Source organism: Microbacterium sp. RD1 (genome assembly GCF_052220165.1).
Lineage (GTDB): Bacteria > Actinomycetota > Actinomycetes > Actinomycetales > Microbacteriaceae > Microbacterium.
In genome coordinates this window covers 959695-974314 of the sequence record NZ_JBQPOL010000001.1, presented here as the reverse complement: position 1 = coordinate 974314, position 14620 = coordinate 959695, and the positions used below count along the sequence as shown (strand labels likewise).

At 68.9% G+C, this 14620-nt stretch carries 11 protein-coding genes; 6 read left to right on the top strand and 5 right to left on the bottom strand.

Going from position 1 to position 14620, the window contains the following annotated elements; genetic code table 11:
* Positions 1–105: 105 nt before the first annotated feature.
* Positions 106–2235 carry an alpha/beta hydrolase fold domain-containing protein gene (locus tag ACTU3I_RS04665; RefSeq protein ID WP_442924468.1) on the bottom strand — a complete coding sequence of 710 codons (2130 nt, stop codon included), beginning with the start codon at positions 2233–2235 and terminating at the stop codon, positions 106–108.
* A gap of 187 nt (positions 2236–2422) precedes the next feature.
* Between ACTU3I_RS04665 and ACTU3I_RS04660 the strand changes: the two genes are divergently transcribed.
* Genes ACTU3I_RS04660 through ACTU3I_RS04645 form a run of 4 tightly spaced genes read left to right on the top strand, consistent with a single transcriptional unit; the run spans position 2423 to position 7176 of the window.
* Positions 2423–3667 carry a DUF3500 domain-containing protein gene (locus ACTU3I_RS04660; protein ID WP_442924467.1) on the top strand — a complete coding sequence of 415 codons (1245 nt, stop codon included), beginning with the start codon at positions 2423–2425 and terminating at the stop codon, positions 3665–3667.
* Positions 3664–4443, top strand: coding sequence for a cupin domain-containing protein (locus ACTU3I_RS04655; RefSeq protein WP_442924466.1), 780 nt, complete (start codon positions 3664–3666; stop codon positions 4441–4443). Before ACTU3I_RS04660 ends, ACTU3I_RS04655 begins: the two co-directional genes overlap by 4 nt.
* Before the next feature lie 31 nt (positions 4444–4474).
* Complete coding sequence (locus ACTU3I_RS04650; protein WP_442924465.1) at positions 4475–5374, top strand: fumarylacetoacetate hydrolase family protein; 900 nt, start codon at positions 4475–4477, stop codon at positions 5372–5374.
* A complete protein-coding gene (locus ACTU3I_RS04645; protein ID WP_442924464.1) occupies positions 5371–7176 on the top strand; it encodes a thiamine pyrophosphate-binding protein in 1806 nt (601 codons plus the stop codon). Before ACTU3I_RS04650 ends, ACTU3I_RS04645 begins: the two co-directional genes overlap by 4 nt.
* Before the next feature lie 19 nt (positions 7177–7195).
* Here the strand turns inward: ACTU3I_RS04645 and ACTU3I_RS04640 are convergent, their stop codons facing one another.
* Together ACTU3I_RS04640 and ACTU3I_RS04635 are read right to left on the bottom strand one after the other, a co-directional pair.
* Complete coding sequence (locus tag ACTU3I_RS04640; RefSeq protein ID WP_442924463.1) at positions 7196–8221, bottom strand: zinc-dependent alcohol dehydrogenase; 1026 nt, start codon at positions 8219–8221, stop codon at positions 7196–7198.
* A 43-nt stretch (positions 8222–8264) separates the two neighbouring features.
* On the bottom strand, positions 8265–9011 hold the full coding sequence (locus ACTU3I_RS04635) for a FadR/GntR family transcriptional regulator (RefSeq protein WP_442924462.1): 747 nt from the start codon (positions 9009–9011) through the stop codon (positions 8265–8267).
* A 166-nt stretch (positions 9012–9177) separates the two neighbouring features.
* Here ACTU3I_RS04635 and ACTU3I_RS04630 point away from each other — a divergent pair, with 166 nt between their 5' ends.
* Complete coding sequence (locus tag ACTU3I_RS04630) at positions 9178–11256, top strand: alpha/beta hydrolase fold domain-containing protein (protein ID WP_442924461.1); 2079 nt, start codon at positions 9178–9180, stop codon at positions 11254–11256.
* A 79-nt stretch (positions 11257–11335) separates the two neighbouring features.
* Positions 11336–12124, top strand: a complete 789-nt coding sequence (locus ACTU3I_RS04625; RefSeq protein WP_442924460.1) for an IclR family transcriptional regulator — start codon at positions 11336–11338, stop codon at positions 12122–12124.
* Between the two features lie 17 nt (positions 12125–12141).
* Here ACTU3I_RS04625 and ACTU3I_RS04620 read toward each other — a convergent pair whose 3' ends face one another.
* Positions 12142–13125 carry an amidohydrolase family protein gene (locus ACTU3I_RS04620; RefSeq protein WP_442924459.1) on the bottom strand — a complete coding sequence of 328 codons (984 nt, stop codon included), beginning with the start codon at positions 13123–13125 and terminating at the stop codon, positions 12142–12144.
* A 32-nt stretch (positions 13126–13157) separates the two neighbouring features.
* Positions 13158–14618, bottom strand: coding sequence for an aldehyde dehydrogenase family protein (locus tag ACTU3I_RS04615; RefSeq protein ID WP_442924458.1), 1461 nt, complete (start codon positions 14616–14618; stop codon positions 13158–13160).
* Positions 14619–14620: the final 2 nt, after the last annotated feature.

The window sequence follows — 14620 nt, the reverse complement described above, 5'->3', positions numbered from 1 at the left end:
AGATTCCCTTATCTGAGCAGGTGACGTCGGAGCGCGGATGCAGCGTCGGTCGAACTCCGGACGTCGTTTCGGACCGTCGGGTGAGTCCCGACGGGAGACATCGCGCTATGGGCGCGCGGCGACCCCCTTCCTCGCAGTCAGTTGGCGCACCGCGTCGAGTGCCGCTGCACTCTCGGGCAGTGCCGGGAAATGAGAGAGGGCGTGCACGCTGTCGGCGACGAGGGTCAACCGGACGTCGACTCCCGCCTCCTGCGCGGCGGCGGCCAGGCGTCGGGCGTCATCGGCGAGTGCCTCATCGTCGGCTGCCAGGATCACCAACGGCGGAAGGGCGTGCAGGTCGGCGAACAGGGGACTGATGCGGGGATCGCGCGGGTCATGCGCGTGCAGATAACCCGCCGCCTGCAGCGCCAGGAACTGACGGCTCACCCACGGGTCGTACCCGGCATTCGCGTCGATGGAAGGCGATGAAAGCGAGAGGTCGACGAACGGCGACACTGCGAGGATACCGTCGGGCATCGCGAGACCTTCGTCCCGGGCCGCGACGGCGAGACCGAGCGCGAGGCCGGCTCCCGCGTCGACGCCGCTGAGGAGAACGGGCCCCGTGGCATGGGCGCGCACGCGGCGGTAGACCGCCAGCACGTCGTCCGATGCGGCAGGGAAAGGGTTCTCCGGCGCCAGCCGGTACTCCGCCACGACCGCGACGCCCCCGACCGCCTCGGCCAGGCGCTGAGCATGTGCGGCGCTGCTGGCCGCCGAACCGAGGGAGAACAGCCCGCCGTGCAGGTGCACCAGCACGGGGTCGCCCGATGCCAGAATCTCCGCCGGCATCTCGCTGTCGGGGCCGGCCAGCACAACCCGGTCGAGCGCTCCCGGCAGCGCATCGACCGCCGCGAGGAAGCGGCGGTACCCGGCGCGCAGGCCGGTGTCTCCCTCGATGAAGTCGGCAGGCGACAGCGCGTGGGCCCAGGATTCGAATGCTGCCCGCGCCGCTGGCCGCTCGCGTGTGTTCACCTGTGAGGTCGCCATGAGGCCGTCCAGCCGTTCGAAGCCGTCGAGGTCTGCGGCGACGTCGTAGCCGTAGATCCAGCCCCAGGTCGAGGTGCTCTCCGGGTCCAGTGTCTGCAGGCCGCGAAGTCGACCGTTCCGGCCGTGAACCTCGGCGGGGTCGCCCTGATTGAAGGTGCGGAAGTTCTGCATGGCCGTGCCGAAGAGGCGGTTGGTGCGAGGCTGTCGACGCGCCTCGTATGCGGAGACGACAGCAGCGAAGCCCTCCTCGGCGTGGCGCGCGTACGACAGCCCCAGCACGACGGCGTCCTCGAGCGCCATGCACGCCCCTTGCGCTGCGGACGGGGGCACGGGGTGAGCGGCATCGCCCAGGAGAGCCAGGTTCCCTCGGCTCCACGTCGGTAACGGCGCACGGTAGTGGATTGCCGTGATGAACGCGGTGTCGATCGCATCGATGATGGCGGTCACATCGGCACATGCATCCGAGAACGACCGCCGCAGATCGGCGGTGTCACCCGATGCCATCCACGACTCGCGCGTGCCGAGCTCGTCGTCCGGGACGAAGCCCACGAAGTTCAGGTACCGCGCGTTGGCCACGGGGTACGTGATGATGTGTCGGGAGGGTCCGACCCAGTTGCGCGACGCGGGGGTGACCCCCAGGTCGGGCGCACGTTCCAGGTCGATGAGCGCCCGCCAGGCCACATATCCCGTCGGCTCGGCGTCGCTCTCGCCGAACAGAGCCGCCCGGACGCCGGAGCGAAGCCCGTCTGCCCCCACGACGGCGTCCGCGGTGAGGACGTCTCCGCTGTCCAATCGGACGTCCACGGTATCGCCCCGATCCGTCACGGCGACGACCCGGGCGTTGAGCCGGAGCGCGCCGGGCGGCAGTTGGCGCAGGAGCGCGTCGATGATGTCGGCGCGCATCGCGTGGTAGAACGACTCTCCCCACAGCGACTCCCCCCTCGCTCCGAACTCGAGAGAGGAAATCTGCTCGCCGGTGCCCAGGGATCGGAACGTCGCGCCCTGGCTGTAGACGCTCGAGGCGCGGATGTCTGCATCCGCGCCCAGCCAGCGCAACGCCTTCATGCCGTTTGCGGAGATGTTGATTCCGGCCCCCACGGATGAGAGCTCGGGAGCCTGCTCCAGGACCGTGACCCTCGCGCCCCCGCGATGCAGCGCGATGGCGGCGGCTAGGCCCCCGACTCCGCCCCCGATGATGATGATGTCCATTTCGGACCGCTCCCCTCTCCGTGCGCCGTTGCGACGAAGCGCGTACTGCGCCAGTTTGAGTAAGACTATAATGGTATCGCGCGCAAGATCGAGCGCGATTTGTCCATTTTAGTCTGACATGGTTTCATTATGTGGATTCACCCCATATAGTGAAATTGGACCAGCTCGCGTCGAAGAGGACAACACCATGAGCGGATATGGCGGCTACCCGGCTCGGCCCGCGGATCTCTACCCGATCCAACGCGGAATCGTCGACTTCTCCGGCGTCCCCGAGCGCCACGAGGAGTTGCTCGAAGAGCTGGCCCGCAACATCGCGGATCCTTTCGTCGGCCTCACCAGCGACGGCCGGCCACGGCCGGAGCTGTATCCGCTGGAACCGTCGGAGCTGGACACGACGGATGCCGCGGACGCCGCGCGGGCGTTCTTGACCACTCTCTCGCCCGACCAGCACCAGCGTGCCCGCCTTCCTATCGACTCGGAGCAGTTCCGCGCCTGGATCAACGCTTTCCCTCCGGAGCAGCCGCACGGCGTGCTCCTGGAAGACCTGGACCCCGAGCAGCGCGCGGGCGCGATGGACGTGCTCGGCGCGCTTCTGTCAGACCGGGGCTTCCAGCAGGTTCGCGACATGATGCGCATCAATGCCGCCCTCGCCGATGTCGCCGGCGGCTACGACGACACCCTGCGGGAGTACCTCTACTGGTTCGCGATCTTCGGCGACCCCGAACCCGGTTCGCCGTGGGGCGTGCAGATGTTCGGCCATCACTCGTGCCTGCAGATCTTCGTGTACGACGGCCACATCACGATCGGACCCCAGTTCCTCGGCGCCGAGCCGCGTGTGGTGCTCGACGGCCCTTGGGCGGGCATCCGGGCCTTCGACGAGGAGCTGGCCCTGGGGGTGGACCTCATGGCGGGGCTTGCCGCGCCCCTGCAGGAGCGTGCCCTCCTGGCGGCCTCGATGATTAGAGCCGAGCTTCCGCCCGAGTTGGCCCATCCCACCGAGGGGCGGATGCGCGGATCCGCCACGAAGGACAACGCCGTGATCCCGTACGAAGGGGTCAGCGGTGGCGAGATGGATGAGGCCTCGCGCGAGCGGCTGGTCGCTCTGCTGTCGTGGTATGTCGGTCGTCTTCCCGAGGGTCACGCAGAGCGGCGGCTCGCGCAGGTGCTCGAGCATCTGGATGACACCTGGTTCGCCTGGGTCGGCGACGTCGACGTGGACCGACCGTTCTATTACAAGGTGCACAGCCCCGTCATCTTCATCGAGCTCGATGCTCATGCGGGCATCTTCATCGCCAACGATGAGGCGGAGCCCTTCCACATCCACAACATCGTTCGTGTGCCGAACGGGAACGACTACGGACGAGCCTATCTGGCCGCGATCCGGGCCACAGCATCCGAGCCGGCGACGGCTCGGGCGGGGAGCGCATCATGAAGTTCGTCCGCACTTTCGACTCTGCCGAGGCGTCCCCGACCGGGCACCCGGGGTACTCCGCGCAGTTCGTGTCACATCTGGAGAGTGCGCTGGTCATCGGCAGCTGGATCGAGGCGGGCGGATGCGGACCGAGCCTTCACTACCACGACAGCGACCAGTCGTACTATCTCGTCGCCGGCGACATGACCGTGCAGATCGGGCATGACACGCACGCGGTGCCTGCGGGATCCTTCGTGCACATCCCCGCCGGAGTGGCGCACCGAAACTGGAATGATTCGGACAGCGCAGAGTTCCACATTGAACTGATCGTTCCGGCGCCCACACCCGGTTCCCCATTGCTTCATCCGGTCGCGCGCCCCGAGGACGCACCCGGATCTGCGCACAGCGGTTTCGTCACGACGGTGCTCCACGGCGACTTCACGGAGCCTCCTGGCCTCCCCGGTCTGGCTTACCGGCAGATCCTGCACAACGACAACTCGGTGGTCAACGCCTTCCGCATGGCACCGGGCGGGGAGGGGCCGGGTACCCATATCCACGAGTTCGACCAGTACTACTTCGTTCTCGAGGGAGTGCTCGAGGTGGAAGTCGCGCTCCAGCGGCACTCGGCGCCGGCCGGAAGCGCCGTGCTCCTGCCCGCCGGGGTGCCCCACCGTCAGTGGAACGGCGGGGACGTCGTGGAGGTCCACCTCGCACTCCTGGCGCCGGCACCGCTCCCCGATGCGCCGTGGGACCGGGGTGTGGACTTCCGCTTCACCGGCGTCCACCACTCCGGATGACGCCGATGACCGTCTGGCGGAAGGATCGCACATGAAGCTCGCATCGTACGTCGCGGACGGCCGCTCGTCTTACGGGGTCGTCGCCGACGATGAGGTGATCGACATCGGCTCTGCCGATCCGGATCGCCCCACCCTCCGCTTGGCGTTGGCCAACGACCTCGAGCACGTGCGACAAGCCGTCGACGCGCGGCGTACCGTGTACCCGCTCGCCGACGTCACTCTCCTCCCTCCCGTTCCCGACCCGGGGAAGATCCTGTGCATCGGGGTGAACTACCGCGACCATCGCGAGGAGTCGGGTCTCTCGATCGCGCCACAGCATCCGACGGTCTTCACCCGGTTCGCCGACACCCACGTCGCTCACGACCACCCGATCTACCTCCCTCGAAATTCCACAGAGCTCGACTACGAGGGCGAGGTCGCCGTGGTCCTCGGGCACTCGATCGCCCAGTACGAAGAGGACGCGGACGCCCTCATGGGCGCCATCGCGGGTTTCAGCTGCTACAACGACGCCAGCATCCGTGACTGGCAGGTGCACAACTCGCAGTGGACGCCGGGAAAGAACTTCGCCGGCGTCGGATCCTTCGGTCCGTGGATCACCACGATGGAGGCGTTCGACGACCTCGACGCGACGCGCCTGCAGACACGGGTGAACGGCACGGTGGTGCAGTCCGCGACGCTGGCCGACCTCATCTTCGACCTGTCCGCGATTCTGCGGTACCTCGCTGGTTTCACCCCGCTGAGCCCTGGCGACGTCATCGTCACCGGCACCCCCGGCGGCGTGGGAGTTGTGGCCGATCCCCCGGTGTTCCTCCGGGCAGGCGACGTCGTCGAGGTGGACGTCTCCGGCGTCGGAACCCTGCGCAACGAGATCCGATCGCCGCTCGCATCCGCGGCGGTCACCACCCGTAACGGAAAGGCCCAGCGTTCATGACACGCGTCGAAGAACTGCGCGCACCTGGCATGCGCCCTCAGGAGATCAGCCGTCCTCTCACCGGCGCACGCGCCGTCGCCGAGGTGATCGCCTGCCAGGAGGATGCGACCGTCATCGGCATGCCGGGCGGGCATACGATGCAGATCTACGACGCGCTGTACTCGCAGCAAGACCGGGTCCGCACCCTCCTGGTGCGCCAGGAGTCGGTCGCGACGGTCATGGCCGAAGCCCGTGGACGCCTCACCGGCACGCCCACCTTCGTGATCGGGCAAGGGGCATGGGTCCTCGGCAATGCCAGCATCGGCATCATGGAGGCACATCTGGGCGCCTCGCCGATGGTGCTCCTCATCGACGCGACCGACGGGGGCGGCTTCTCTCACCATGGCCCCTACCAGGCCGGCTACGGCGGATACGGGGCATACGATCTGCCGGCAGCTCTCAGCGCCATCACCAAGCGCACGTTCGTCGCCACAGACGCGACGCAGGCACTGCAGATGACGCAACTGGCCATCAAGCACGCGACCACCGGCGAGCCGGGACCGGTCGCGGTCGTCTTCCACAGTCGCGCGCTGTTCGGCCGGATCGATCGGAGCGCGCAGCCCCCTTCCTACCTCTCGGCGGCTCCGCCGATCGAGCGCCCCACTCCCTCCGCCACCGCGATCTCGCGTGCGGCCGCTCTGATCGGGTCGGCGCAGCGTCCCGTCATCATCGCCGGCAACGGCATCCGCCTCGCAGCGGCGGAGCGTGAGCTGCGGGAGTTCGTGCGACGCACGGGCATACCGGTGGCCACGACGCCGGCGGGCAAGGGCACTTTTCCCGAGGACGACCCGCTCGCGGCCGGCGTGATCGGGTCGTTCGGGCACGACTGCGCGAACGCGCTGGTCGGGGACGCCGACCTCCTCCTCGCGATCGGCACCAAGCTCGGCGCCTCGGACACCGCGAACGCCCACCCGGCGCTGATCGATGTGGGTCGCCAGAGCCTCATCCACGTCGACGTGGAATCGCTCAACCTCTCCTGGACGCTCCCCTCGGATGTCGACGTCCTCGGCGACGCGCGCGACGTGATCCCTGCGCTGGCGCGCGCCCTTCCCGGGTTCTCCTCGGATGGAGTGGCCCGCGTCGCCGAGGCCCGAAGCACCGCGCCGGTGTTCGACCGCGAGCTCCGCTCGTCGCCCGGAGCGCTGAGCGGACGGGATGTCGTCGCAGTGCTGTCGCAGGAGGCGCCGCGCACCGCGATCATCACGTGCGACGCCGGCGAGAACCGCCTCTTCGTCCTGCGGGAGTTCCAGTCCAGGGAGGGCGGAACGGTCCTGCAGCCCAATGGCGGTGGAGGTATGGGGTACGCCGTGCCCGCGGCCATGGCGGCCGCGGTGACGCGGCCGCACCAGTCGGCTATCGCCGTGTGCGGCGACGGCGGGTTCTCCATGACGCTGACGGCGCTGATGTCGGCGATCGAGCTGAAGCTCGACCTCACCGTGCTCGTGCTCGACAACGGCGTGCTGGGCTGGGTATTCAGCGGGCAACGCGGGCGGGTCATCGCGTCAGAACTGCAGCGGTTCGACTACGCGGCGATCGCGGAGGCCATGGGCGCTCATGTGGCGACGGTGTCCGACCTGGATGCCGTACGGGACGCCCTCCGCGGCGCACGTGAGCGCTCAGGAGTGTCACTGATCGTTGCGCGCACCAGCACCGACGACCGCTACCAGCACCTCATGTCGGCGCTCAATCGCGATGACGTCTACGCGGTGGCCGGCGACGACGACGAGGAGCCAGTCGACAGAGCCCGCCCCGCGCTCGTCTGAGGGGCGCCCTCCCGGGGCATCACACCTCGACGACGACACGCGTGAGGGGAGAGGTCCGCGATGCGAACATGTCCAGTCCGCGGTTGACCTCACCGAGCGGCACTGTCGCGCTGACGGACGCGGAGAGATCGAGACGGCCGGAGACGGCGAGCGCGATCACGCCCTCGATGTCCTCGTCGGTGTAGCCGTACACCGCACCGACCTGCAGCCCCCGTCGTACGAAGTGAGCGGGCGGGGTCAGGGGCAGCGGCTGCTCGCCGATGCCGACGACGGCTGCCCGGCCACCGGGGGCGAGGACCTCCAGAGCAAGAGCAAACGTCTGAGGGATGCCGACGCAGTCGAGCACGGCGTCCATGCCGTCCCCCTCGATCCCCGCGGCACGCGCTCGCTCGGCGATGTCGCCGTCGGCGGGAGCCAGCGCTGCATCCGCCCCCGCCGCCACGCTGAGGGCGCGCTTTCGCTCATCAGTGTCGACCGCGATCACGCGTGCGCCCGCGGCCTTCGCCATGCGGACCGCCTGGATGCCGAGTCCGCCGGCACCGATGACCATCACCGCCTCCCCCGCGCTCACCCCGGCGGTCCGGAGAGCTCGATGGGCCGTGCTGGCCGACTCGATCATGGCGATCGCGGCGAAATCCATGCTCGCCGGAAGCGCCCACAGGTTTCCCAGGGGTGCGACCACGTACTCTGCGAGACCGCCGTCCAGGTGAATCCCGAGGATGCGCTTGCGAGGACACAGTGCTCGATCCCCCACCCGGCAGAGGCGGCATGTCCCGCACCCGACCATCGGGTTGACGAACACGCGGTCTCCCTCGTTCGCCCGCGGCGCATCGCCCGTCAGCCGCTCGAGGGAGCCGGCGATCTCATGTCCGAGTGTGAGCGGCGTCGATGCCGTGGGGGTATGCCCCTCCAGGATGTGGAGGTCGGAGCCGCACAGGCCCACGGCCCGAACGCGTATGAGGGCTTCCCCCCGACCTGGCACCGGCGCTGCGACCTCGGCCTCCGCCAGCGCTCGCCCGACACCGGTGAACCGCATCGCTCTCATCCGGCGAGGCTAACAGTTTTCTTTATGTGAAACCAGTTGCAGACTATGACATTCCGGATCCGGGCGAGACCTCGAGCAGCGCCCCCTCGCGTTGGAAGTCGAGGATGGCGCGACGCGACGAGAAGGCCGCGCTGTCGGCGTCTCGGGCCACCATATCGGCGACCGTCAGCCGGTTGAACCGTTGCACGCGCTCGATCCGCTCAGTGCGGTCGTAGATCGCCAGCGCGAACGGGTAGATCAGCTCACTCATCGATCCCCGCGCGATCTCGAGGACGGGGTTGTGCGCGAGCTCCGCCACGCGCAGATGCATGGCGCGCGACAGTCGATTCCACTCCCCCGGGTCGCCCACCGCCCGATCCTGTGCCTCGACGATGCCGCGAAGGGTGGCGAGCTCTTCGTCGGTCGCCCGGAGCGTCGCGAGGCGATGGATCTCGGGGTCGAGGGCGAGCAGCGCCTCACACACCTGCTCGAGGGAGACCTGCTGCTGGCGGAAGGCGCGGCGCAGGGCCCGCTCGGCCTGTTGCTCGCTCGTGCGAGCCACGACGAGGATGCGCGGGCTGACCCGCTCGAGATGTCCGGCCTCCTGCAGCATCCGCAGCGCCTCGCGCACCGTCGGACGGCTCACGCGCTCCCGCTCGGCAAGTGCCTGCTCAGAGGGGATGCGCTGGCCGATCCGCAGTTCGCCGCGGTCGATGCGGTCGCGGATCGCCTCTGCCAGCTCGGCGTAGGCCGGCCTGTCCCGCACCCCCGCCGTGGCGGAGGCCCCCTCGCTGTCCGGACGCTTCGGCACGCAGACCCCTCCGACTCGTTCCGCGGCCGTAAACCGCTCGCGTGCCACTCTAGCGCCACAGCGTGGCATTACGGTCAGTCTGAATAGCGAGTTATCTCCGGATCTCCTTCGCTATGGGCGTTATAGTCTGTCTATAATGACCTGACAGTCAACGAGGACGGATAACATGAAGGTACTCATCGCCGGCGGCGGCATCGGGGGCATGGCCCTGGCCATCGCCCTGCGGCACGAAGGACACGATCCACTCGTCCTCGAGCAGGCGCCGAAGCTGGGGTTCGTCGGCCAGGGCATCAACCTCGGGGCCAACGCCGTCAAGGCGCTCCGATACCTGGGAGCCGCGGATGCTGTCGCCCAGCGGGCGGTCCGTACGAGCGGGTGGGCTTACCACGACCTCGAGTCAGGAGCCGTCCAGCTGGAGATCCCCATCGGGAACCGGTACGGCGACGAGTGGTACCTGTCGACGCACCGCGCCGACCTCCTCGACGCTCTGGTCGCCCGGCTCGACCCCGCCGACCTCCGGTTGAACAGCCGCGTGGCGGACTTCCGCACCGATGAGAACGGAGTCGAGGTCGTTCTGGCCGACGGCGCGACCGTCACCGGCGACCTGCTCGTGGGCGCCGACGGCGTCAAGTCCGTCGTACGCGACCGGCTGTTCGGCGCCGACGACTCGACGTTCGCGAAATTTGTCACATGGCGTGCGGCCCTTCCGGCCTCCGCCGCGCCGGAGACGGCAGAGCGCCAGCAGCTGCGGCTGTGGTCAGCCAGCCAGAAGTTCTTCGTGCTGTATCCCATCCGTGACGACCTCGTGAATGTGTCGGCCTATGTGCCCGCTGACGAAGCCGCCCGTGAGTCGTGGACCGCAGCCGGTGACATCTCCGAGCTCCGTGAGCACTTCGCCGAGGCGTGCGGAGAGGTCGAAAAGGCACTCGACGCCATGAGCAATCCGCTCCTCACGGGCATCTACGTCCGCGACCCGCTTCCGACCTGGGTCACCGAGCGCACCGCTCTCATCGGCGACGCCGCGCACTCCATGGGTCCGTTCTCGGGCAACGGCGGAGGTCTCGCCCTGGAAGATGCGGTCACCCTCGCCATCCGCCTTCGCGGCGTGAGCGACGCCGCGAGTGCCGCACGCGCCCTCCGCGAGTACGAGGCACTGCGACGGCCTCGCGCCACCAAACTGCAGACCGACGCCCGGGCACGCATGTACACCCTCAGCGATCCCGACCTTCAGACACCCCGGATCCGCGCCGGGATCTGGGCGGGCACGATGCAGATCGACCCCTTCAGCGAGGCCGAATACGGATGGCTGTACGGCCATGACCCCGTCGCGGCAGCCGAGGCAGGACCCGACGTCCGGGCGTTGGAGCGGAGCAGACCCGAGTCCGCCGCGGCTGCCGACCAGTGGCGCACCGCGCTCACGTTCGCCGATCATTCGACCGCCTGGCGCGGGCGGCGACAGGGGTACGAGCGCTTCGTTCGTTCACTGGAGGCCCCTGCCCCCTCCCGCCGGTCGGTCGAGCTGGGCGGAGTCCCTGCCTACCGCGTGGGCGACGGTTCACCCGGCGAACGCATCGTCGTCCTCCTGCACGGCGGCGGCTACCAGTTCGGCTCCGCGGAGGCGGCCACCGGCTGGGGCGCTCGGGTGGGCGCGGCGTGCACGGCGACGGTCTTCATGCCGGACTACCGATTGGCGCCGGAGCACCCGTACCCCGCGGCACTGGAGGATGTGCGCGCGGCGTACGACCAGGTGCGAGCGGATCACCCGGATGCGATGATCGTCGTCGCCGGCGAGGATGCCGGCGCTGGTCTTGCCCTGGCCCTGACCGCCTCTCTCCGCGACGAGGGCCGCGCGATCCCCGACGCGCTTCTGCTCGTTTCCCCCTTCGCCGACCTCACGGTTGCCGATGTGGGAAGCTCTCCGACCGGACCGGCCGACCCGTGGCTTCCGAAGGAGTTCGCAACGGCCCTGGCCGCCGCATACGCGCAGACCGCCGATCCGCGCTCCCCGGGAGTCTCCCCCCTGCGGGGCTCGACGGCCGGGTTACCGCCCACGTTCGTCGCCGCCGCCGACGACGAGTCCCTCGCATCCGATGCCCGCGCGCTGGCGCGCTCACTCGCAGGCAGCGGGGTCGAACACGACACGTACTTCGTGCCCGACTCGGTGCACTCCTTCGTCCTCTTCCCGTCGCTGCCGGAATCCGAGGAGGTGCTGCGGCGGTTCGCCGCCTTCCTCAGCCGCATCTGACCTGCGCGTTACTGCACCTTTTGACATGCATGTCATAAGGTGGAATGCGCACGGCATGCGAGGGAAGGTGCGTGGAGCGATGAGGCAGGCAGCGGGCGCCGAGGCGTCGACTCCGAGCACGCTGCAGACCGTCGAGCGGGCGCTGTCCTTCCTCGAGGTGGTCGCGGAGTCTCCGACCCCGGTCACAGTGAAAGAGGTCGCCGAGCGCCTGGGACTGAACATCACCACGTGCTACCACCTCTACAACACGCTGGTGTTCCGCGAGTATGTCGTGCGCCAGCCCGACCTCACGCTGCGGATCGGTCATCGCGCCGGCCTCCTCTACGACGGATACCGTCGAAGCTTGTCCACACAGCGGCTCATGGCAGATTTCGTCCAGCACCTCGCCGCGGACACCGCCGAGACCGCCTGGATATCGAACGTGGTCGGACTCGATGTGGTGCTGACCGCGTTCTCGGACGGTCCGCAGGCCGTGCGCGCCGCGGGCCTGTACGTCGGCCTCAGCGGCCAGACCCATCGGCGGTCCTCGGGGCGCGCGGTGCTCGCGTTCGCCGACGACGAGCTGCGTGAGGCGATGATCGCCAAGCTCCTAGAGTCGCTCCCGAAGGCCGACCGCAAGTCAGTACGAGCCATGCTCGATCAGGAGCTCCCGCGAATCGCCGAACGAGGCTGGGCGATCGACGACGGCGAGTTCAACCCCGGAGTGCTCGGAATCGCCGCGCCCTATTTCTCCGCCGACGCCTCGATCCTCGGCGCCGTGGGAATCTGGGCTCCGGCCGAACGCGGCCGCGCCCTCCTCGACGATCTGACGGACAAAGTCGTGGCCGCGGCCAACGAGGCCACCCGCCTATTCGGTCGGGGCGACTGAGAGCCGTCTCCGGGCGGTCAGACGCGCGCGGGTGCCGAGAGCAGACGCGCCGCATTGCGGGCGAAGGCGCCTCGCCAGTCGGGGACACTGAGGTCGGCGAACTCCCCCAGCAGTTCCACATGCCGCTGCACGACGGCCAGTCCGGTGGCACCCGAGTCGCTGCCGTAGACGATCTGCTCGGTGCCGACGATGTCGGTCAGAAGCGGTAGCTGCCCCGGGACGGGGAAGCCTGCGACATCAAACCACAGCTTGCGAAGGCTCCCGCGCACGTCGGGTGCGGTGAACTCGAGCTGAGTCTGCTCCATGATGCCGAAGATGAACTGCATCCGGTCGGCGAGCAGCGGAAGGACCGCCCCCGAATGGGGGACGATCCACCGGATGCCGGGGAACCGATCGAGGACTCCCGCCGCGATGAGTCCGGCGAAGGTGCGCGTGGTGTCGAAGAGGAACTCCAGCATCGGCCGCGGCAAGCCCTGGTCGACAAGCTCGGTCCCCGGCGGCGAGGTCGGATGGACGAACACGACCGCCCTCTGCTCGTCCAGCGCCGCCCACAGCGGGTCGTAGCGCGGGTGGGACAGATACACCCCCCGCGGAGAACTCTCCACGACGAAGCCGCTGGCCCCCATCTCCGTCGCCAGGGCGACCTGTTCGAGAGCGCCCGCGATGTCGGGAACCGGGAGCGCCGCGAAGAAGCCGAAGCGATCCGGATGCAGCCGCGAGATCTCGCTGGCGAACTGGTTCACGTGCAGAGCCAGTGCGCGCGCCTGCGCGTCGTCGCCGAAGTGCACCCCGGGAGACGAGATCGACAGGATGGACCGCTCGACACCCGTGGCATCCATGAGCCGGAGGTTGTCGTCGACATCCCAGCTGGGCCACCCCGGCATCCCGTCGGGGCGGTTCAGCCCCCTCTCCAGTGCGGCGGTCACGTACTGGTCGGTAACGAAGTGCGCGTGGACGTCGATCAGGCCCGGCTCTGCGGACGGCGACGGTGTCGGGGACATGATGGCTCTCGATTCTTCGGGCGGGTCGGGTCTCAGAACGGGTACCGTTCGGTCTGGCTCTGCATGGTCACCCATTGCAGCTCGGTGAAGGTCTCGAGATTGGCGTGAGGTCCGCCGAAGCGGCCGCCCACACCGGAGGCTTTGATACCGCCGAAGGGTATGTTCGGCTCGTCGTCGATGGTCGAGTCGTTGATGTGCACGGCGCCCACCTCCAGGCGCGAGGACAGCTCGTATGCGGCGAGCGCGTCGGCTGTGAGAATCGACACCGACAGCCCGTACTCGCTGTCGTTGATGAGGTCGATCGCCTCGTCGATGTCGTCGTAGATGTAGACCGGCGCCACCGGACCGAAGATCTCCTCCGTCCACGCGGGGTTGTCCCCGGCCACCTCGGTGAGAACGGTCGGCTGGTAGTACAGGCCCTCGAAGGCTCCCCCGGTCGCGACGGCGGCACCGTGCTCCACCGCCTGGGTGACCAGGCCGTGCACGCGATCGCGCTGCCGCTCGTCGATCAGGGGTCCGATCATGTTGGCGGGGTCCGAGCTCTCACCCAGCGGTATGGCCTGGGCGCGACGCACCAGCGCTTGCACGTACTGCTCGGCGACCGAGCGGTGGACGAGGTGCCGACCGCTCGTCATGCACACCTGGCCCTGGTGGAAGTAGGTTCCCCATGCCGCCACCGATGCCGCCGCCTCGACGTCGGCGTCGGGGAGAACGAGGAGGGCGTTGTTGCCGCCCAGCTCGAGATGGAGCCGCTTCAGAAGCGGCGCGGCCGCCGCCGCGATGTTGCGTCCGGCCGCCGTCGAGCCGGTGAAGGAGATGCACGGCACACCCGGGTGGGTGACCAGTGCCGCACCCAACGCGCCGTCACCAGGAAGCACGTGAAGGACACCCTCCGGCAGACCCGCCTCCGACAGCACATCGGCGATGAGGAGGCCGCCTCCGATGGAGGTGCGAGCGTCGGGCTTGAGCACGACGGCATTGCCGAGAGCCAGAGCGGGCGCGACCGATCGCATAGCCAGGACGAGCGGCATGTTGAACGGTGCGATGACCCCCACCACGCCGATGGGAATGCGACGGGCGAACGACAGGCGCGGCTTCGCCGAGCGGAGCAGCTCGCCGTCGGGGTGCGAGGCGAGCGCTGCGGCTTCGCGAAGCTCCGCGACCGCGACGGCGATCTCGATGCCGGCCTTGAACTGGCTCGACCCCGACTCGGCCGCGAGCATCGGAGTCAGCGCCGCCGCATTCTTCTCCAGCCGATCGGCGGCGGTCAGCATCACCGCCGAGCGCTGTGTGTACGGTGCCGATGCCCACGCGCGCTGGGCCGCGGTGGCCGAGCGCACGGCTTCGTCGAGGTCGGCCGCCGTCGCCGATGAGATGCGTCCGACGAGGTCGCCGGTTCCCGGCGCGCGGATTTCGAGGATGTCACCCGATCCACGGGTCCACCCTCCGGAGAACAGACGCTCGTGCCAGATGGGCTCGGCTGTGATGCTCATGA

Bases quoted from the DNA above. Each gene is read 5' to 3' on its own strand.
- ACTU3I_RS04665 (WP_442924468.1), bottom strand. From the start codon at position 2,235: ATGGACATCATCATCATCGGGGGCGGAGTCGGGGGCCTAGCCGCCGCC.
- ACTU3I_RS04630 (WP_442924461.1), top strand. From the start codon at position 9,178: ATGAAGGTACTCATCGCCGGCGGCGGCATCGGGGGCATGGCCCTGGCC.
- ACTU3I_RS04620 (WP_442924459.1), bottom strand. From the start codon at position 13,125: ATGTCCCCGACACCGTCGCCGTCCGCAGAGCCGGGCCTGATCGACGTC.
- ACTU3I_RS04615 (WP_442924458.1), bottom strand. From the start codon at position 14,618: ATGAGCATCACAGCCGAGCCCATCTGGCACGAGCGTCTGTTCTCCGGA.
- ACTU3I_RS04650 (WP_442924465.1), top strand. From the start codon at position 4,475: ATGAAGCTCGCATCGTACGTCGCGGACGGCCGCTCGTCTTACGGGGTC.
- ACTU3I_RS04625 (WP_442924460.1), top strand. From the start codon at position 11,336: ATGAGGCAGGCAGCGGGCGCCGAGGCGTCGACTCCGAGCACGCTGCAG.
- ACTU3I_RS04645 (WP_442924464.1), top strand. From the start codon at position 5,371: ATGACACGCGTCGAAGAACTGCGCGCACCTGGCATGCGCCCTCAGGAG.
- ACTU3I_RS04640 (WP_442924463.1), bottom strand. From the start codon at position 8,221: ATGAGAGCGATGCGGTTCACCGGTGTCGGGCGAGCGCTGGCGGAGGCC.
- ACTU3I_RS04660 (WP_442924467.1), top strand. From the start codon at position 2,423: ATGAGCGGATATGGCGGCTACCCGGCTCGGCCCGCGGATCTCTACCCG.
- ACTU3I_RS04655 (WP_442924466.1), top strand. From the start codon at position 3,664: ATGAAGTTCGTCCGCACTTTCGACTCTGCCGAGGCGTCCCCGACCGGG.